The sequence below is a fragment of the Corynebacterium pseudodiphtheriticum genome (assembly GCF_023509295.1).
Taxonomy (GTDB): Bacteria; Actinomycetota; Actinomycetes; order Mycobacteriales; family Mycobacteriaceae; genus Corynebacterium; species Corynebacterium pseudodiphtheriticum.
Genome location: NZ_CP091864.1, coordinates 1,344,659 through 1,365,091 on the forward strand (window position 1 = coordinate 1,344,659; position 20,433 = coordinate 1,365,091).

16 protein-coding genes are annotated in these 20,433 nt (G+C 51.7%); 9 read left to right on the top strand and 7 right to left on the bottom strand.

All coding sequences use genetic code 11. The features are described 5' to 3' along the window. The first annotated feature begins 12 nt into the window (after positions 1-12). Positions 13-1,005: a UDP-glucose 4-epimerase GalE gene (galE, locus tag L9H78_RS06040; RefSeq protein ID WP_249617267.1), complete on the top strand. Its 993-nt coding sequence runs from the start codon at positions 13-15 to the stop codon at positions 1,003-1,005. Here galE and L9H78_RS06045 read toward each other — a convergent pair. Continuing rightward, positions 971-2,047, bottom strand: a complete 1,077-nt coding sequence (locus L9H78_RS06045; RefSeq protein WP_249619553.1) for a DUF4192 domain-containing protein — start codon at positions 2,045-2,047, stop codon at positions 971-973. The genes galE and L9H78_RS06045 overlap by 35 nt on opposite strands. Positions 2,048-2,348: 301 nt before the next feature. Between L9H78_RS06045 and L9H78_RS06050 the strand changes: the two genes are divergently transcribed. The 3 genes from L9H78_RS06050 (at position 2,349) to L9H78_RS06060 (ending at position 7,023) form a co-directional block, all read left to right on the top strand. Continuing rightward, positions 2,349-3,302 (top strand): PAC2 family protein, encoded by a 954-nt coding sequence (locus L9H78_RS06050; protein ID WP_249617269.1) that lies wholly within the window; start codon positions 2,349-2,351, stop codon positions 3,300-3,302. Positions 3,303-3,330: 28 nt separating this feature from the next. Next, positions 3,331-5,880 carry a DEAD/DEAH box helicase gene (locus L9H78_RS06055; protein ID WP_249619554.1) on the top strand — a complete coding sequence of 850 codons (2,550 nt, stop codon included), beginning with the start codon at positions 3,331-3,333 and terminating at the stop codon, positions 5,878-5,880. A 180-nt stretch (positions 5,881-6,060) separates the two neighbouring features. Beyond that, positions 6,061-7,023, top strand: coding sequence for a hydrogen peroxide-inducible genes activator (locus L9H78_RS06060; protein WP_249619555.1), 963 nt, complete (start codon positions 6,061-6,063; stop codon positions 7,021-7,023). Positions 7,024-7,038: 15 nt separating this feature from the next. Here L9H78_RS06060 and L9H78_RS06065 read toward each other — a convergent pair whose 3' ends face one another. Next, a complete protein-coding gene (locus L9H78_RS06065) occupies positions 7,039-8,013 on the bottom strand; it encodes a hypothetical protein (RefSeq protein ID WP_249619556.1) in 975 nt (324 codons plus the stop codon). 196 nt (positions 8,014-8,209) lie between these two features. On the opposite strand from L9H78_RS06065, the gene hrpA reads away from it, so the two are divergent. Then, positions 8,210-12,271: an ATP-dependent RNA helicase HrpA gene (hrpA, locus tag L9H78_RS06070; RefSeq protein ID WP_249619557.1), complete on the top strand. Its 4,062-nt coding sequence runs from the start codon at positions 8,210-8,212 to the stop codon at positions 12,269-12,271. A gap of 35 nt (positions 12,272-12,306) precedes the next feature. On the opposite strand, the gene nrdR is transcribed toward hrpA, so the two are convergent. Beyond that, positions 12,307-12,762 carry a transcriptional regulator NrdR gene (nrdR, locus tag L9H78_RS06075; protein WP_023019363.1) on the bottom strand — a complete coding sequence of 152 codons (456 nt, stop codon included), beginning with the start codon at positions 12,760-12,762 and terminating at the stop codon, positions 12,307-12,309. A 90-nt stretch (positions 12,763-12,852) separates the two neighbouring features. Continuing rightward, complete coding sequence (locus tag L9H78_RS06080) at positions 12,853-13,179, bottom strand: hypothetical protein (protein ID WP_249619558.1); 327 nt, start codon at positions 13,177-13,179, stop codon at positions 12,853-12,855. A 280-nt stretch (positions 13,180-13,459) separates the two neighbouring features. Here L9H78_RS06080 and lexA point away from each other — a divergent pair, with 280 nt between their 5' ends. Further along, positions 13,460-14,173, top strand: a complete 714-nt coding sequence (gene lexA / locus L9H78_RS06085) for a transcriptional repressor LexA (protein WP_249619559.1) — start codon at positions 13,460-13,462, stop codon at positions 14,171-14,173. A gap of 47 nt (positions 14,174-14,220) precedes the next feature. Continuing rightward, complete coding sequence (locus L9H78_RS06090) at positions 14,221-15,000, top strand: DeoR/GlpR family DNA-binding transcription regulator (RefSeq protein WP_249619560.1); 780 nt, start codon at positions 14,221-14,223, stop codon at positions 14,998-15,000. A gap of 32 nt (positions 15,001-15,032) precedes the next feature. On the opposite strand, the gene L9H78_RS06095 is transcribed toward L9H78_RS06090, so the two are convergent. Together L9H78_RS06095 and hflX are read right to left on the bottom strand one after the other, a co-directional pair. Then, a complete protein-coding gene (locus L9H78_RS06095; RefSeq protein WP_249620750.1) occupies positions 15,033-16,295 on the bottom strand; it encodes a uracil-xanthine permease family protein in 1,263 nt (420 codons plus the stop codon). A 35-nt stretch (positions 16,296-16,330) separates the two neighbouring features. Further along, complete coding sequence (gene hflX, locus L9H78_RS06100; protein ID WP_249619561.1) at positions 16,331-17,983, bottom strand: GTPase HflX; 1,653 nt, start codon at positions 17,981-17,983, stop codon at positions 16,331-16,333. 79 nt (positions 17,984-18,062) lie between these two features. Here hflX and L9H78_RS06105 point away from each other — a divergent pair, with 79 nt between their 5' ends. Beyond that, a complete protein-coding gene (locus L9H78_RS06105) occupies positions 18,063-18,833 on the top strand; it encodes a hypothetical protein (protein ID WP_249619562.1) in 771 nt (256 codons plus the stop codon). A 122-nt stretch (positions 18,834-18,955) separates the two neighbouring features. Further along, a complete protein-coding gene (locus tag L9H78_RS06110) occupies positions 18,956-19,495 on the top strand; it encodes a hypothetical protein (RefSeq protein WP_249617280.1) in 540 nt (179 codons plus the stop codon). A gap of 48 nt (positions 19,496-19,543) precedes the next feature. Here L9H78_RS06110 and dapF read toward each other — a convergent pair whose 3' ends face one another. Further along, positions 19,544-20,413 carry a diaminopimelate epimerase gene (gene dapF / locus L9H78_RS06115; protein ID WP_249620751.1) on the bottom strand — a complete coding sequence of 290 codons (870 nt, stop codon included), beginning with the start codon at positions 20,411-20,413 and terminating at the stop codon, positions 19,544-19,546. Positions 20,414-20,433: the final 20 nt, after the last annotated feature.

Below are 20,433 nucleotides of genomic sequence, written 5' to 3' on the forward strand. Positions count from 1 at the left end.
AGCCGCGTAAACATGCACGTGTTGGTCACTGGCGGCGCTGGATACGTCGGAAGCGTTTGCAGTGCTGTTCTCCTCGAATCCGGCCATGATGTGAGCATCATTGATGATTTTTCTACCGGCAACCGCGACGCAGTGCCGGCAGAAGCCCACTTAATCGAAGGTGAGCTCAGCAAGATAATTGATCAAGTCCTTGCGGAGAATTCATTTGACGCCGTCGTGCACTGTGCCGCACGTAGCCTCGTTGGAGAATCCGTGTCTAACCCTGAGTTATATTGGCACGCAAACGTAGTCACTACACTTCGTTTACTCGACGCTATGCGGACGCACCAGGTTTCCAATCTCGTTTTTTCCTCTACGGCGGCAACCTACGGCGAACCCGAATCGGTGCCGATTGAGGAATCTGCGCCTACTACCCCCACCAACCCTTACGGCGCCAGCAAATTAGCGATTGACCACATCATTAGTTCATACGCTAAAGCTTATGGACTGGCAGCTACATCTTTGCGGTATTTCAATGTCGCTGGAGCCTATGGCAAAATTGGTGAAAATCGCCGTATAGAGACTCACCTTATTCCGCTAATTTTGCAGGTAGCACTCGGTCATCGTGACAAGATCATGGTTTTCGGTGACGATTACCCCACAGCAGATGGCACCGCCGTGAGAGATTACATCCACGTTTACGACTTGGCTCAGGCCCATGTGCTTGCTCTAGAGTCAAATATAGAAAGCTCGCACAGGGTCTACAACCTGGGTTCGGGTAATGGTTATTCAGTGCAGGAAGTGATCTCCCAGGTTCGCGCGACGACTGGCCACCCAATCCCGGCTGAATTGGCCCCACGTCGTGCAGGTGATCCCGCCACCCTCGTTGCTTCTTCTGCCAAGATCACCACCGAACTCGGTTGGAACCCCACGCGCACAAACCTGCCGACTATTGTTGCAGACGCCTGGGAATTCACTCGCCAGTTAGGTGCTAACGCTCATTCTCATCCAAAAGCCCGCACTTAACCGCGTCGAGAGCCGCATAGTGCATTCCGGAACTTACAGCCGCGAATAATAATTGGCTTAAATTATGGCTTGGTTGCTCATGTAAAGCGACTGTTAATGCCTGGCTTGCAGATAAGATCTGCCCGAGTTCAAGAAAAACCAGAGCGAGTGTTGCCAGGGCATTGGCACGCAACTCCCCGGATAAGCTACGCACCGCTGCTATCAACAGATTTTTCGCAGCTTCCGGGGCGTCTAACATCGCGCCAACAACTTCATCCCGAAGCACAGTACACGACATCCAGATCCCCACCGATTCGATTATTTCTCCCTCGGATAACAACTCCTCTGTCGTCACATCGTTTCGGCCAAGGCCATTCAGCAATGCTGCGGCATCACTACTTGCGTTTGTGTCAACACGCGAAGTTCGGTTGACAAGCCGTTGTATCTCACGGGTACGAGCTGTTCGTTGCTCTTCGTCACTGTCGCTGTCGTCGCCAAGCAAATAAGCAAACGCTTCTTGCCTGGTTAAGCTAGGAAGTTCATTGCGAAGACTCCATGGGTGCATCGCCGGAGATGCCACAACTGATCCAACTGTGCCAGTTCGCCAGGCCGCTGGTGTGATTTCGTCATGAAGCACTTCTGCACCAAATAGCAAGCGATACCGTGCGCCTTCACGGGTTTCATCAACCAACCAACACCCCATGAGCGGGACTTTTCCGGCCGCATCTGCCTGTTGAATAGCTTGAAACCAGGCTTGTTTTTCAATCCACCCTGCATCTTCATGGTCATTATCTACAGCACTGTCGCTGACAATAAACCCAACGTGGAAAGAGCATTGCGCATTTACCAGGTAACGGGCTATTTCTCCACTAGGAAAATCGTCGCTCAAATCAACTCGGACTGTCGGCCCAATATAGACGCTACCGTCCGGTTTTGAATAATATCCCTGAACCACAAACGATTCTTCTGGGTAAAAACCCAGCAATCCCGGTAGATTTGCAATCAATTCGTCTGGCGTTGCAGCTAGGAGCCCATTTTCACCGTAACTGCGGTTCTCATGCATTACCCCTTTTCTAGCACCATTGCCGTGCCGATATCGAGCATCTGATCTTTTAGAATTCTGGTTCCTCATGACAACCAGTGTCAATGCTCTTACTATGCCTTTCCAGGCTATTGGAGCACGGGCAAACTAATCTGTGGACAACTCAAGTTATCCACAGTCGCATGGGCACCTGGGTTGCCTCTCGGCTATGCACGGAATAAGGTTCCGTGTTTTGGCGTTACACCATGTAGAAACTGGTGCGGAGAAGGGCTGAATGTCAGTCGCGCGCAACAACGCTAGAATGCAACGAGGAGGTGCGCCAATGTACGACGATGCACGTGAGATGTACGAACTGGAATATCCGGCCCCCGATATGGGTAACAATTCCAATGACCGCCTAACTTTAGTGGTGGCATTAAACGGTTATGCTGATGCTGGAATGGCTGTGGAGGCGGCTGCAGATCACCTCATTTCGGCACTAGACCATCGCCCGGTAGCCACATTCGATTCGGATGAACTAGTCGATTACCGTTCTCGGCGCCCGGCGGTAACCATCGCAAACAACGAGCCGGTGGAGATCGAAAACACCGAAATTAGCATGAAGGTATTGCGAGATAACCAAGGTAAGCCGTTTTTGCTACTGTCCGGACCAGAACCAGATTTGCGTTGGAATGGATTCACCGAGGCGGTCGCTGATCTCGTCGAAAAACTGGATGTACAACAGACAATTTGTCTCTACGCCGCCCCCATGACCGTCCCCCACACGAGACCGATGACGATTTCCGGCCACGGCAATTCTCAGGAATTAATCAAGCGCCTAGTTTCGTGGGATCAAAAACTCATGGTGCCAGGCTCCGCTGCTCTCTACCTAGAGCGTGCGTTGCACAAGCGAGATCGTAATGTCGCTGGTTACACAGCTCATGTTCCACACTATGTAGCCTCCTCGCCTTATCCACTGGCGACGTACAATTTGCTTAGTTCAGTCGCTAACGCTAGCAATTTGGATTTGCCGCTGGGGAGCTTGGAGCACGACATCCAGCGCATCAGTCAACAGCTAGAAGAACAGATTGATCAAGCCGATGAGGTGCAATCCCTAGTAGCTGGGTTAGAAGAACAATTCGATGAGGGTTTAGAGCGTTACCGAGAAAAGAATCCACAAGCTATCTTGCCAGGTGAGCAAAATATGCCGACTGGTGATGAGATCGGAGCATCGTTCGAACAGTTCTTAAATTCCCTCGATGGTAATGAGCATGGAGAAGCAGACGAAGAAGAGTAGCTTTCATTGATCGACTACGGTGGTGGGTGTGAATCTTAACGACGTAGTGCCTGATCTGTCAGAAGTTCCCTCCTCATTGCTTGAGGAATCCATCTGGGAGTCATTTCTTCGCTGGACCAGGGATAAAGACATATCCCTTTATCCCGCACAAGAAGAAGCTAGTCTCGCTGCTTTAGCCGGGGACAATGTCATTCTGTCGACGCCAACCGGTTCCGGAAAGACTATGGTGGCAACGGCTGCGCAATTCTTCTGTCTCGCGGAAGGTAAACGTTCGTTTTACACTGCCCCGATCAAAGCTCTAGTAAGCGAAAAATTCTTTGCGCTTTGTGGCGTCTTCGGCCCGGAAAACGTGGGGATGATGACCGGCGATGCCACAGTTAACGGCAATGCGCCTATCATCGCTGCTACTGCGGAAATTGTGGCTAATATTGCTTTGCGTGACGGCAAAGACGCCAGGATCGACCAAGTTGTGATGGACGAATTCCACTTCTATTCGGAACCAGACCGCGGTTGGGCCTGGCAAGTTCCCCTACTCGAGTTGCCCCAAGCGCAATTTGTACTGATGTCGGCGACTCTCGGCGACGTCAGCTGGCTGCGTGAAGACCTCACTCAACGCACTGGTCGAACAACTACCCTAGTAACAGGTACCACCCGCCCGGTCCCCTTAGCATTCAGCTATGAATTCATTGCTGTCGAGGAAATGATCGATACCCTCGTGGACAACCACAAGGCCCCCATTTATGTCGTGCATTTCTCGCAGCGCAAAGCCACTGAACAGGCTCAATCACTAACCGCAACCTCTTTTTTAAATTCCGAAGAAAAACAGCGAATGATCGAGGAGATTGGTGATTTTCGCTTTAGCACCACTTTCGGCAAGCAACTGTCGAAGATGATTCGCCGTGGTATCGGTTTGCACCATGCAGGAATGCTGCCCAAATACCGGCGACTGGTGGAGAAGCTAGCGCAAACTGGATTGCTGAAAGTCATTTGTGGAACAGATACCCTCGGAGTGGGCATTAATGTCCCGATCCGTACGGTTCTGTTGACTGGCCTCGCAAAATTCGATGGGCGACGAGAACGTATCGTCAAATCCCGTGAATTCCACCAAATTGCCGGCCGTGCGGGTCGTGCTGGCTACGACACGGAAGGCACCGTCGTCGTACTGGCTCCCGAGTTCGAAATTGAGAACGCAAAGATGCGTCGCAAAGCCGGCGATGATCCGAAGCGCTTAAAGAAGCTTAAAAAGAAAGCTCCACGTGATGGCGAAGTCTCTTGGTCAGAAAAGACTTATGAGCGGCTCATCAACTCCGAGCCGGAATCGCTCAGCAGCCAGTTCCAGATGAGCAATTCTATGTTGCTCAATGTGATCGCCCGTCCTGGAGACGTCTATGCGCACATGAAGCATCTGATTCGTTCCAACCACGACACCCGAGCACAACAAAATCAGTCAATTTTAGCCGCGACTTCCCTATTCCGTGGCTTACGGAATGCGGGTATCGTCGACAAACCTGCCAACGAGACGGGAACGGATTCACAGGGCCGACGCTACCACCTGACTGAAGAATTACAGCGTGATTTCGCGCTAAACCAACCTTTGGCTCCGTTTGCTCTGGCGGCGGTTGGTTTATGGGACCCGGACTCTCCCACCTACACATTAGACGTGATTTCCACTTTTGAAGCCATCTTGGATGATCCTCGCCAACTTCTCCAGGCGCAGCAATCGTCCGCGCGGGGCGAAGAAATCAATGCACTCAAAGCTGAAGGTGTTGATTACACGGAACGAATGAAAATCGTTGAGGAAATCACCTGGCCAATGCCATGTCGTGAAGAATTAGACGCAGCTTTTGAGACTTATTGCCAGGGACACCCATGGGCCAGAGAATTTGATATCTCGCCAAAGTCGGTCGTACGCGATATGTTGGAAAACTCCATGACCTTTTCGGATTTGATCGCAACCTATGGACTTGCCAGGTCCGAAGGGGTCGTGTTGAGGTATCTTACCGATGCTTGGCGCACGTTAAACCATTCTGTCCCTGCTGAGGCCAAGACTGATGAACTCTCGGATATCATTGTTTGGCTCGGAGAGCTGATTCAACAAGTGGATTCTTCGCTTGTCGACGAGTGGGCAACCATGACCGACGAGGATGCGCCGGTCTCGCAAGAACGAGTCGACCGCGAGCTGGCATTCGGTGTAGAGGATCCTAGCGCACTAAGCGCGAACCCGCGCGCTTTGAAGATCATGGTACGCAACTATATGTTCCGTCTAGTGCAACTTTTTGCCCTAGAACGAGAAGAGCGTCTCGAACAGTTGCTTGATTACCTGGAGAATTATCCAGATATCAGCGATGCTTTGGATGATTATTTTGAGGAATACACCGATCTTGATACTGGCCCCGAAGCACGCGGCCCAGAATATTTTCACCTCGATGCTTCTGCACGCTCACGCCTCTGGCCCGTCCGACAGATTATTAAAGATCCAGAAGGAAATAATGACTTCCAGTTCGTTGCTACCGTCGACTTAGACGCCAGTGACGATGCTGGTGAAGTTAGGCTTAGGGATCTGCGTATCGAGCGCTAACGAATGCTGCAGGAAGAATGCATGCTACCTCGTCGCTGCCCGCGGCTGGCATTGCCAGCACAGTCATGCCATGGTCATACCGTGGTTCTGCGCAACCTTATTCCTACTGATTTCCGGTGGTCACTAGTCTCTACTCACCGTTGATAGCTCTACACTAAAATTTTCGATAAAATAATAATTATGCCTAATAAGGAGTTTAGCCCGACACTGTCACAACTACGCACATTTGCGACTGTCGCCGAGAATCGGCATTTTGGTACCGCCGCAACTAAGCTGGGCATCTCCCAACCCTCACTTTCGCAAGCACTAGTTACTTTAGAGCAGGGGCTAGGCGTCCAGCTTATTGAGCGATCTACGCGCAAGGTGATTGTTACTGCAGCAGGCAAACGGTTACTGCCCTACGCTTTGGCTACGCTGCAAGCTGCGGAGCTGTTTGTTACAGAATCGCGTGGATCTGCGGGAACATTGGAAGGCCCGCTTACGTTGGGCATCATACCGACCGTGGCGCCGTATATTTTGCCGGATGTCCTGCGGGCAACGGCAGCTGAATACCCGAACCTGACGCTACATATCGTCGAAGAGCAAACTGCCCATTTGTTACAGCAGCTGCGCGACGGACAAATTGATGTTGCAATGCTTGCGCTCCCCACCAATGTCCCTGCGTTCGTGGAGCGGCCATTATATACAGAAAAGATGGCTTTAGTTATCCACGACCAGCATGAACTTGCTGACCGTTCCGACCTTACACTCGACGCGTTGCATTCAGTTGAGTTGTTATTGCTTGACGACGGCCATTGTCTCCGGGACCAGATTTTGGAACTATGCCGGCTTATTGACCGCCAACCACAATCACAAAATTCGTGGGTTACACGCGCTGCCTCGCTGACTACAATCATGCAGCTGGTGGTCGCGCACTTCGGCGCAACCCTGGTTCCGGAATCTGCACTTGATACAGAGTGCCGCAAGCCGGGATTGTCTGTATCGCAATTTGCTAACGCGGTACAAGCTGATCGCCGTATTGGGTTGGTTTACCGCGCTTCCAGCTCACGCGGCGACGATTTTGCTGCACTTGGCGATGTGCTACAAAAAGCATTTCACCAAGCGGTCGAGCGTGCCCGCGATCTGCAAACTCGCTCTTCCTAAGCTGCTGCGGATCGGCTATGCGGTACTAGGTACCGCCTGGCGGAACATGTGAGCCGTCACAAGCAACCACGCAGGAACGACAACAATTAGGACCAAACCCAAGCTAATCAGCAAAGCGACAGTCACTACCAGATTAGCGACGATCGCAAACAACAATAATTTCGCAAAATTAGTCCAGCCGATCCCCCAGCCGGTTTTCATACTTGCTCCAAAACCGAACTGCCCGCTGACCGCCGCCCAGCTCATAAACATGCTCAACACCGACCACGCAACCATCGCAACGGTTCCAATAAGCATCATAACGATGCCGGAAGCGCTAAAACTGTTGCTTTCTGGCGTTCCATCACTAAAAGCTCGTCCTAATGGGGTGACTGCGACGAAGTAAAGAATTCCGCTCACAAGAGAGACGGCTAGCATCACGCCAATAGCGCGAAGCAGTGGGGTGTTTTTCCACAAATACCCCCACCCGGTATTTGCATCATCTACTTGAAAGATTGCCAACCGATAAAAGTATGGGGTGAGAACCAAGGTGATCAGGATGATGCCAAGCGTGATTACATCAGAAACTGTCCCCGAAAACAGCTCTCCCCCGGTTTCTTCAAGCGTTCCCGGATCAGCAATTGACGCTATGACTGCGATCTGCGCAGCCACTGCTGCAATAATCCCGATAAACACAATCAGACCTAAAACAATCCACAACTTCGCATTTCTAAAGGTCGTAGCAAATCCCCAAGAAATGGCTTCAAGAATGTTGATTTTTCCTGGTTCTTGTTGCGCAGACACTTGCCCGTTGTGTTGAGCAGAGCTTTCCCCAGGATTGCTATAAGCACCATACGCTGCTTGCTCAGACCCCTGGTAGCCGAATTCAGGACGGTCTTCCGGGTGGTTGCTTGGTGGGTAAAACGGTTGTTGCTGTGAACCGCCACCATCTGGGTTTTCTTTGCTATTAGAATTGTCGTCTGCATTATGTCCGCGTGGGGGGTTAGTCATAGCACTCCCTAATCTCGCTGCTCATCCAATCGAAACTCATTTCCGGTATCCATGATACCGAGTTTCTCGTCGGATTTAGGTTAGCCAGACTCACGACCGCTAAACTAGCACTATCGTTATGAATGACTCCGAACAACCAAACCAAAGCCATAAAAATGTGGATCACCAGCGTTCTTCGCCTTCTATAGACCCTCTTATGAATTCCTCTTTCACAAACTCAAAATGCCAAAACCAAACTGACACTGTTCCAAGCAAGCACGAGCTCTACCAGCGTCTTGAGCAGTTACGTTACGCAGACCAGCAACGCTTCCGCCGTAGATTATCGAAAGCCAAAGCCGCGAAAGCCTTAAACGCTATTTCCGACGATCTCGACAAAGCTGCGGCAATCATTCCGGCTATTGAACAACACATTCCCACCATTAAATTTCCCGGTACTTTGCCGGTGAGCCAGAGCGTCGACGAAATTGCCGAAGCAATCACTGAAAATCAAGTCGTCGTCATTGCTGGTGAGACCGGTTCGGGAAAAACTACGCAAATCCCCAAAATTTGTTTGCAACTCGGACGTGGCCGCTATGGGTTGATTGGACATACTCAGCCACGTCGGCTTGCAGCACGAACCGTTGCTGAGCGCATTAGTGATGAACTGAACCAAAAGATTGGACAATCGGTTGGCTACGCCATTCGCTTCGATGACCGCGTAGGCAAAAATGCGGCAGTCAAGCTGATGACTGACGGCATTCTGCTGGCAGAATTGCAACGGGATCCGTACCTTTACGCCTACGACACCATCATTATCGACGAGGCGCATGAACGCAGTTTAAATATCGATTTTCTACTAGGGTATCTCAAGCGTTTACTGCCTAAACGACCTGACCTCAAAGTCATTATTACCTCGGCGACAATTGACCCGCAGAGCTTCGCCAAGCATTTCCGTGATCCGAAGACGCACAAGCCTGCGCCTGTGATTGAAGTGTCCGGCCGTACTTACCCGGTGGAGGTTCGCTATCAACCACTCGAGATTGACGTTGATGGCAAGACTGTAGCCATCGATCCCCTAGATGGTTTGTGCACTGCAGCAGAAGAGCTACTAGCCGAAGGAAACGGCGATATTTTGTGCTTTTTCCCTGGTGAACGTGAAATTCGCGATGCCCAAGAAGCACTCGAGCAAAAGCGCTTTCGCGGTGTCGAAATTGTCCCATTGTTTGGTCGTTTGTCGAACCAAGAACAACACCGAGTGTTCGCACCTCATTCGAAACGACGGATTGTCTTGGCCACGAACATCGCTGAAACATCACTGACAGTGCCCGGGATCCATTATGTAATCGATACTGGAACGGCACGCATTTCCCGATATTCGACGCGGACAAAAGTTCAACGCTTACCGATTGAACCTATCTCACAAGCCAGCGCCAACCAGCGCGCTGGCCGTTGCGGACGCATCGCAGATGGTATCGCGATTCGTTTGTACTCTGAAGAGGATTTCTTTTCTCGCCCAGAATTTACTGACCCGGAAATTCTGCGGACCAACCTAGCAAGCGTCATTTTGCAAATGTCCGCGCTCCGGCTCGGAGCAGTTGCGGATTTTCCGTTTGTGCAATCGCCGGAACATAAAGCAGTCCGCGATGGGTTAGTTCTGCTAAGTGAACTGGACGCAATTGATTCGACCGCAAACTCCGATTCTGCACCACAACTAACCAAAACCGGCAAACAACTCGCACGAATTCCGGTTGACCCGCGCTTGGCCCGTATGTTGGTAGAAGCTGAACGCCTAGAATGTCTGCAACCCGTCATCGTTATCGTTGCGGCCATGACGCTGCAAGATGTCCGTGAACGCCCTCTTGAACAGCAGCAACAAGCGGACCAAGCCCATGCACGTTTCCGCTCTCGCTCCAGTGATTTTTTGGGCTTGTTGTCATTGTGGGGTTATATCACTGAACAACGCGCGGAATTGTCCGGCAATCAATTTCGGAAACGCATGAAAGAAGAATTCTTACATTTCATGCGAATCCGGGAGTGGTTCGATTTGGTCCGTCAGCTCCAAGACATCGCCCTGGATATGAAGTGGACGATCTCAAACAACAAGGATAAACAACACGGTGGCATCTCGATCACCGATGGAAAATTCTCCGGCGACTCATCCGCGATACACCGCGCGCTCCTCACAGGCTTGCTGTCGAATATCGGATCGCGCGTGAGTGATTCTGCGGAATTCCAAGGTGCGCGCGGGACCCGTTTTATGATTTTCCCGGGGTCTGGAGTGGCAAAAAAGCCTCCAGAATTGCTGATGGCAGCCGAGCTTGTGGAAACCTCGAAACTTTTCGCACGTGGTGTGGCTGCTATTGAGCCCTCCTGGGTGGAAACCGCTGCCCGCCCATTGCTCAAACACCAGTACTCAGACCCAAGCTGGTCCTATAAACGCGGAGCTGCGGTGGCAACTCAACGTTCCACACTTTACGGAGTTCCTATCGTCGCTGATCGAACGATTTCTTATCATCGTGTCGATCCAGAAGCCGCCCGGGCAATGTTTATTCAGCATGCACTCATTGCTGGCGAGTGGAAGACTTCACATAAGTTTTTTCATCAAAACCTAGAGAAGCTTTCTACTGCAGGCGAATATGAAGAAAAAGCCCGTAGACGAGGCATCATCGTTGATGAGGATACCCTCTTCGAATTCTACGACCAGCGAATTCCAAATTCTGTGACCCATTCGAAAGCTTTCGATGGCTGGTGGAAAAAAGCACGCAGAAAACAACCGAACTTGCTGGATTTTGATCCCGACAAGCTGCTCACTGACGGGGCGACTGCTGTCACTGAACAAGATTTCCCAAATCATTGGCGGCACGGTGGATTAGACCTAGAGCTGACGTATTTATTTGAGCCAGGCCACCGCCGTGATGGCATAACGGTAAATATCCCGGTGCCCATGTTGGCCAACGTAGATCCAGAACCATTCGAGTGGTTGGTTCCTGGGCTACGCGAAGAGCTAGTGACAGAGCTGATTCGGAGTTTGCCTAAAGCATTACGCCGCAGCTTGGTTCCAGCACCAGATTTCGCCGCACAAGCCATAGATCATTTACTGCCTTACGAAACAGATTTACTGCAGCAGGTTGCGGAAGCTTTCCACAAAATAGGTGCACGTGGGATTAATGCCAGCGATTTTTCACCGGAGAAACTGCCTCCGCATCTACACATGACTTTTGCTGCTATCGATAAGCGCGGGAAAATTATCGATGACGATAAAGATCTCAGTGCTCTGCAACAGCGCCAAGCAGGCAAAATTAGCGCTTCGATTACCAAAAAAATGGAAAACAAGATCCGGCAATCGCAAAATTCATCGCAAGCAGATACTAGACCCCGTATGCACACTACCCAGCGCACATACGTTTCTGCTTGGACTAAAGAAAACTTGGGCACCATCCCCGAGCAGATCGAGCACGAAGTTGATAATCATTTGGTCACCGCCTATCCCGCGCTCACGATCAACGAACAAGGGCTATCAGTTCAGTACTACCCAACTCGGGCAGCTGCAGATACTGCAATGATGACCGCCACGCTGACATTGTTGTTGCGAAGTTTGAGCGTGAATACCCAGAAAATGGTTAATGGTCTACCGCTGCAACAACGGGTCGCTGTCGAACACTACCCTCACGGCGGTGCCGACGGGTTGGTCGCTGATGCCCGCATTGCAGCATTGCGCGATTTACTGATAGCAGAAGGAGGGCCAGTACGGAGCCCCGATGAATTCGAGAAACTGAAAGCCGCTATCGGAGGAAAACTCCCACGCGAAGTACGTCAAGCCGTCGTCACATTGGCACCCGGATTGGTGCGGTATTCTGCACTCGCCGACGAGCTAAGCAACTGGGAAGGCCCAGCGATTGATGATATGAGAGGTCAATTGGATTTCTTATTCCCCAAGCAAGCTATCAGCACCCACGGAATACAACAGCTACGTCATCTGCCTCGGTATTTGCGAGCGATAGAAATTCGTTTATCTGACATGACAACTGCCCCAGACAAGGATGGAGAACGCCAAGACATTATCGATGACTGCCACGCTTATTTAGAGAATCGCCTACGCCGACTTCCTTCCGGAGCGGAAAGATCTTCGGCGGTGGCAAAAATTCGGTGGATGATCGAAGAATTACGAGTGAGCTTATTCGCACAGCGCTTGGGAACTGCACATCCTGTTTCTGCGCGACGTATCCACAAAGCTATCGATGCCCTCGGGAAAAATTCTCCAACTAAAGCACAAAAGTAACAGCACTGCACTGCTGTTACTTAGACCGAATGTAATTAGTCTTCGCGTTCACGGCGGCGCATCAATCGGATTTCTGATTCGAAATCCTGTGCGCTGTCGAACGATTTATAGACCGAGGCAAAACGCAAATAAGCAACTTCGTCGAGTTCACGAAGGGGTTCCAAGATAGCCAGACCGATAGCGTTTGCATCAACCTGAGAGCTGCCGTGCCCGCGAACAGTTTCTTCAACCTGCTGTGCCAGTCGTTTCAAAGAATCTTCGGTAACAGGCCGCCCTTGGCAGGCGCGGTGGACACCGCGGATGAGCTTGTCGCGCGAAAACGGCTCGGTCAACCCATTTCTCTTGGTCACCAGCAATACTGATTTTTCTACAGTCGTAAAACGCCCTTGACATTCGGTACATTCCCGACGTCGGCGTATGGCAACACCGGCATCAACTAGGCGCGAATCTACGACTCTGGACTGTTCATGGTGACAGAATGGGCAGTACACAGCCTAGTCATCCTCCTTGTATCGTAAGCCTTCAAGAGATTCACTAAGACACCCGAACGGTTAATAGCAATCACTAACGATCTTAGGCATCTAAGCTGCACCAACGAAAACTCCCAGCGCCATAATCAGCCCTAGCACTACTCCCATCAAATACGGTGCTATACCAACCGCAGGTCGAGGTTGTGCCGTCCGAGACAGCTGTAGACTACCTTGCTCCAGATCATCCGGAACCAGCGAAATTGGCTGCAAGGTGTAAATCATTTCACGGGGATGCTCATTCGTACATTGCTGGGGCTCCCACTGCGCAACAGGGGAAACAACATTGTTAGATCTATGATTAGAAACCATAACCACGCGCGGGGACGTACCCCGGTCTATGCGAATCATGACGACAGTCCACGCTCCTTCTGAACTCATGCGATTAATTGGACTAGTAACTTCGGCTAGCTACCGAATACCAGCTCACCACCGACCGACTACCGCCTAGCGGTTCAATCGGCTTGCACTGAATCCTATAAAGTGAGTCTCACACCACCCCCCACAAAAACTAGTAATTGTGTTCGATTAGTACTTCGATTAGACTCGGATTCACCACACGGAAGCAATTTTCCATCTACATTCGATATCCAAGATGTGAACTACAGCATTAAGGTTGTTCATATTGGACGATCGTTGACGAGAATTTAAGGAGTTATGCATGCCGCGCCCACGCACTTCATCAGCACCGAAACCTACCTTCGAACAACTCTCCGACCGACAACGCCGCATCCTGGAAGTTATCCGTGATGCTGTCATGCTGCGTGGATACCCTCCGAGCATTCGGGAAATTGGTGATACCGCCGGCCTGCAATCCACATCATCTGTGGCATACCAGTTAAGACAGCTGGAAGAAAAAGGCTTTTTACAGCGGGACCCAAACAAACCTCGCGCCATGATCGTGCGCAATATGCCGGAGACGAAAAAACCAGGTAGGCGCACAAATAACGCAGAACGCAACGTTAATAGCGGGTCGCAAGCACCAACAGATGCTTCTGGTTATTCCTACGTCCCCGTATTAGGACGTATCGCTGCCGGTACTCCTATTACCGCAGAAGAGAATATCGACTCGTATTACCCCATGCCGAAAGAGATCGTCGGTGGCGGAGATCTCTTCATGTTGCAAGTCGTTGGTGAGTCCATGAAAGACGCTGGGATCTTAGACGGCGACTGGGTGGTTGTACGCTCACAAAAAGTGGCCGAAGTCGGCGAATTCGTTGCCGCGCTATTAGACGGTGACGAAGCCACCGTCAAAGAATTTCACCGCGATTCGTCCGGAATTTGGCTACTACCCCACAACGACGCATTTAGCCCTATTCCCGGTGATGAAGCCGAAATAATGGGCAAGGTTGTTTCTGTGATGCGCAAACTTTAACCCGAGATTGGCCCACTCCGGCTCAGCAGAAAGGACACTATACAAACATGTACGCCGAGGAACGACGCCGTCATATTGCTTCCCTGGCGGCAGTCGATGGTTGGGTCAAAGTTGGGTCTCTTGCCGAGCGCTTCGCAGTAACCTCGGAGACAATTCGTCGGGATCTTGCGGCTCTCGATGCAATTGGAGCCGTTCACCGTGTACGCGGCGGCGCACGTGCAGCGCACAGCTATCAGACCTCAGAGGTGCCATTGGCCGATCGAAATCGTTCGGCCACAGAAGCGAAGCTCGCTATCGCAACAGCAGCCTTAGACTTTGTTCCGGAATCCGGCACAATTTTTATCGGGGCTGGAACCACCAATAATTCACTGGCGGAATTTTTAGGGCAAACGGAACGCGCAGCCAACCTCAATATCATCATCAACAGTTTGCCGGGCGCCTTGAGCCTTGCTTCCTACGGTCTCGATAATGTCCAACTACTAGGCGGAACCGTGCGCGGTATGACCCAATCCATCGTCGGTCCCACCGCTTTGCGCTATTTAGCTTTACAAAGAGCCAGCGTCGCTTTCATCGGTACAGATGCCCTGACTGTGGAACATGGATTATCCACTGCAGACACCCAAGAAGCGGCTATCAAAACCGCATTTATGACGAACGCTGAAAAGGTCGTAGTGCTTTGCGATTCCAGCAAGCTTGGTCGAGATTACCTCGTTAGTTTCGCAACCATCCGAGATATCGATGTGTTGATCACTGACTCTGCAGCACCAGATTCTCTCGTTACTGCTGTAAAGAAACAAGGTGTGAACGTCATCGTCGTCCAACGTTAACGTAACCCTGTCCCATGGCCACTTAGGTTGCATTAGGCCTGCCCCTCTCCGATTCGCCCATATAGACAACGCATAATCGGATACAGCACCATGATTCCTACTGACCCCCAGGCGATACCTTCTAGCTCGATTGGGCCAACAGAGAGCGTTAAATTGCCGATCCCCGCAACCAAGGCAATCGCAGCAGCAGTCAGGTTCACCGGGTTATTGAAGTTGACTTTGTTGTCCATCCAGATGCGTACACCCAACATGCCAATCAAGCCGTAGAGTAACAGCGTGACGCCTCCCAGCACTCCCACCGGGATGCTGAAGATCAACGCCCCAAATTTCGGGATAAATGCTAGCGCAACCGCTCCCAATGCTGCTACCCAATATGCAGCAGTCGAATAGACCTTGGTCGCAGCCATGACCCCAATATTTTCCGCATAAGTGGTTGTGCCTGAGCCACCTGCACCACCAGCCAAAGTAGTAGCTAACCCATCAGCGAGTAAGGCGTCTCCAGCCAGGTGGTCAACATTGCGACCCGTCATCGCAGACACGGCCTTCACGTGGCCCACGTTTTCTGCGATCAGCACCACCAACACCGGCAGCGTGGTTAGCACGACCGAAAGCTGAAATTCCGGTGTATGGAATTCCGGAATTCCGACCCACGGTGCATTTTCAATCGCTTGTGCAGCCTCGGCATCAACCTCCCCGGTGATAGCGGCAAAAATCCACCCTGCAACCACTCCAATGAGGATGCTCAACCTGCTGATCATACCGCGTCCAGCCACCGTAGCGACTACAATCACGCCCAGAGTAATACCAGCAACCAGTGGTTGAGTTTGGAAATTTTCTGTCGCAGTCGGTGCTAGATTAAGTCCGATCAAAGCCACAATCGCACCAGTCACCGCAGGAGGTAACACAGCATCAATCACTGAACGGCCGGCAAGTTTCACCAGCAGCCCTACCAACATAAGCACGATGCCGGTAACGAAAATTCCGCCCAGCTGCGCGCCAATACCGTGCTGCTGTGAGGCAATCAGCGGTGCGATGAAGGCGAACGAGGAGCCAAGATACGACGGCAACCGGTTGCGGGTAATGAGCAAGAACAGCATCGTGCCCAAACCAGAAAACAACAGTGTGGTGTTGACCGGGAAGCCTGTCAGAGTCGGAACCAACAAAGTCGCCCCAAACATCGCAAAGACATGCTGAATGCCAATGCCTATTGTCCGGGGCCACGAGAGCCGTTCCTCAGGCGCAACAACTGCGCCTTTGTTTATCTTCTTACCGTCACCGTGTAGCGTCCAGCCCATCGAAGTAGTCACGGTTAGTCATTATTGTCGGCGGCTTAGCTGGTTTGGTAATCGGATTCGAATTCTGCAAGTTCTTTCGCCATCACCGCTGGTAGACGGACATCAATTACCGTGCCTTCTGCATTGTAGCTTTCGCTGTGCACTGTACCGTACTCGTGAACACGAGAAACAAGGTCACCTCGGGTGTATGGAATTTCCAGCAGCATCCGGGTATCCAGCGAATTCAAAAATAGCTCCACTCTGCCAGAAAGCTCAGCAATCCCTTCCCCCGTTTTCGCAGAGACATACACAACGTTGTCTCTTTCCAGCACGTGACGCATCTCGGCTAGCACTAGTGGATCTGCTGCATCAATCTTGTTCATCACAATAATTTCCGGAGGAGCCTGCTGGCCGGTTTCTTCGACAATATCGCTGATGACCTTGTTCACAGCTGTAATTTGTTTCAACGGGAATGGATCTGCAGCATCGACCACGTGCAGCATCACATCAGCCGCAAGCACTTCTTCCAACGTCGATTTAAACGCTTCCACAAGTTGCGTCGGTAGGTGGCGCACGAAACCGACGGTGTCAGTGAAAACGACGCTGCGACCGTCGCCAAGCTGAGCTTTCCGGGTCGTCGGATCAAGAGTCGCAAACAATGCATCTTCGACAAGTACGCCGGCATCAGTCATCGCATTAATCAAAGAGGACTTTCCAGCGTTCGTATAGCCAGCAATCGCGATTTGTGGCACCAAAGAGCCTTGCCGACGAGCACGCTTAACCTCCCGGGCGGTTTTCATCCCGGCTAATGATTTACGCAATCGCGCCATTTCTGCGCGAATCCGGCGACGGTCAGTCTCAATCTTAGTTTCACCCGGACCACGCAAGCCCACACCGCCATTAGAACCGGCACGACCACCAGCCTGGCGGGACAGGCTGCCACCCCAACCTCGGGTGTGGGTGTAAAGATATTCAAGTTGTGCGAGCGAGACTTGGGCTTTGCCTTCCTTGGACTTCGCATGCTGGGCAAAAATGTCCAAAATCAGCATCGTTCGGTCAATAACCTTGGTATCAAGCTCGCGTTCCAAAGCCGTGAGCTGGCCTGGGTTAAGCTCGCCGTCACAGATAACGGTGTCCGCACCATATTCCTGAACCAGTGACTTCAACTGTTGTACCTTACCCGAGCCAATGAATGTCCCGGAGTCAGGCGAATCACGCTTTTGGTACAAAATTTCTAGCACCTCAGCGCCGGCGGTCTCAGCCAAAGCAGCTAGTTCTTCTAGTGTCGCCTCCAATTCGGCGACAGTTCCTTCTGTCCATACACCAACGAGGATTACTTGCTCGAGACGAAGCTTTCGATATTCGACTTCGTAGCCATCAGTGGTGTCCTCCGTGCGAATAGTGGTATCCCGAGTCACGCGACGGAACGCGTTTCGTTCCGCCAAATCCATATCTCCGGTAGTCGGCGCACTATCTCTAGAATTGTCTCCAGAGCCCTGGTCACTACGAATGGCCTCAGATTTCCCAGCCGCAATTTCACTCAAAGCATCTTGCGCGTCAGTGATTGCGAAAGAATCCTGTGCTTCATTATCTTTGAATGCTGCTTCGAGGAGTTCATCATGCGCAGCGTTAGAGGATTTAGAGGAATTATGCTTGGCGTCAACATTTTTAGAGCCAGCAGAAAAACTATGTGAAAAATTCTTTGTCATCTTGTCTCCCATTATGCCAGCCACATCGCTATAAATCGAGGTTTCGCAGCTTTTCCGGTATTCGCTACACTGGGGCGCTATGACGGCGACGAAACAAACCAACTTATCCGCGATCGGTATGCACTTCGATAACTGGCAGGATGCCGTCGAAGCAGCCATCGCCAGCAACCAGCTCATGGTCACCGGAGAAGTCCGCGGTGGCCAGTTGGTGCAATTCAACGACTCTTCCGGCGCACAGCTCAACATTCTGGCTGTAGAGCCATTTTCTACTTTCGTTGGTTTCAATTCGTTAAGCCAGAGTTATGCTCACGTCGAAATGATCAACGACGTGCTCAGCCTGTGCGAAATTATTGATCCGCAAGGAACGCCCGTAGCAACCGTGACTGCACACCTAGCACAGGGGCCATTGCTTGCCGATGAACCTGCGCAGCCATGGCAGCAAGTCACCATGGCGGTGCTTGCCGACGACGTCGAAGTCATTTCCGATGCCGCCACGTGGCAACAGCGCAACCCGGACGGACAGCTTGGCTCTGTCAGTTCTCGTGGTGCTGCGGTTATCGAGTCTGGTTCTGGAGCACAAACCCCAGATGCCGCCACGACTTTTTCCGGTCAAGTAATCCAGTCCACCACGTTGCGCAACCAGCTGACCGGACAGGAATTTCATCATCTCGTATTGGATGCCCAGTTCCCACTGGACGTTTGCATCGCCACCGATGCATTAGCAACAGTTCCAGAAAAGGGGCAGATTGTGCACGGTAATGGTACGTTGACCGCTGCAATCCTTGCCCCTAGCGGCGGTTGTGGATCTGGCGGCTGCGGTTCCGGCGGCTGTGGCTGCGGCGGACACTAGTGCCCCAGGCACAAGCACAAACACTGTAGTAGATATAGGCTGGTAAGCGGACCCGAGGTATACCAACGATCGACTATCAAGCAGCAGCTTTGTATGTCACGCTAGTTTTTTTAGGTTAGGTTATGTCTTCAACTACCCCCGGCGGTTATTCTCGCCAACGCATCGGCATCATCATTGTCGCGTTGTTGGCGAGCTTCCTGGTGTGGTGGTGGTTGAAAGCCGCCGGAATTATCCTGGTGTTGGTAATCGGCGTCTTAGCCTGGTACTACGTTTCTTCGCGGCCCTCCTCAAACGAGGTACAAGCACTACGTGCCTCGATCAAGCTTTCACTCGACGAATTAGACGATGTGATCGCCGAATACGACGAGTTCGCTTACTCCCAAGAACCGGATTCTCTGGCTGACCGAACCATTCACCGCCCAGAACTGTTAAATAGCGACAGCGATGAGCCAGAGATCGAACGTTTTCACTACGAGTATTCCACTGCACAGCGCTATCGCAACCGAATGCATGCACATCTAGCTAACCCCCGCTTGGGAGTAAACCAGCTTGAAAGACTATTAAAAATTTCGGACGAACGAGTGTCCAATCTCCGGGAACATTGGTTCGCCGCGCGTCGTGCCGCCCAGCGCAAAGGGCCCGGCTCCACGGGAAGCAACTAACGGTAGATGCTCCGGCCCGAGGGCCAGAATCCGTAGTTGCAAAAACTATTACTGGTCTGCCAGTTCAATGTGGAAGGTACCTTGGGCGACGATGCGCGATGGGCCTGTAAGCGTTGCACCATCCTCACGGATGTCGACAGTTACAGTTCCCCCCGGTACGACGACGGTGACCGTCCCTTCTTGCTTGCCAGCATCCGCAAGGACTGCACAAGCTGTTGCTACAGTTCCAGTTCCGCAGGATTTCGTTTCACCAACCCCACGTTCAAAAACGCGCATATGCGTTGTGCCATCCACTAGTGGAGTCGCGATCTCCACATTGACGCCTGCCGGGAAGAAATCCTGATCAATACGCGGCGTCTGCAGCTGGAGACGAGCAATATCCTCCGAATCCCATCCTGGAACTACCACCGCAAGGTGTGGGTTTCCCACGTCGACCGCAATTCCTGCAAAAGATTCCCGGCCAATATGAGCCGTCGATAAGCCTGTGATTTCAGCCCGCCCCATTTCCACGCTGACAACTGCTTGCTGGCGATCCGGTATCCGCCCCGAATCGTCAGCTTCCGCAACCTTGATGGTTTTATCCCCGGCGCGAGTAGCAATGCTGAATTGTGGCACCGTCTCGTAGCCCTGGCGATAGAGCCAATGAGCAAAAACTCGAGTTCCGTTGCCACACATCTCAGCTATAGAACCATCGGCGTTGCGGTAGTCCATGAACCAAGTGGCATTCGATTCAGATACTTGCGGCACGTGTGGTTTTACATGCTCGGTGCGAACAACACGTAAGATGCCATCGGCGCCTATGCCACCGGTGCGGTCGCACAATGCTCGAACCTGTTCCTCCGTGAGGTCTCTCTGATTGCTGGGATCGTCAATGATGACGAAATCATTGTGGGTTCCGTGGCCTTTTGCAAAATCTATCTGGAAGTTCACAGGTTTTA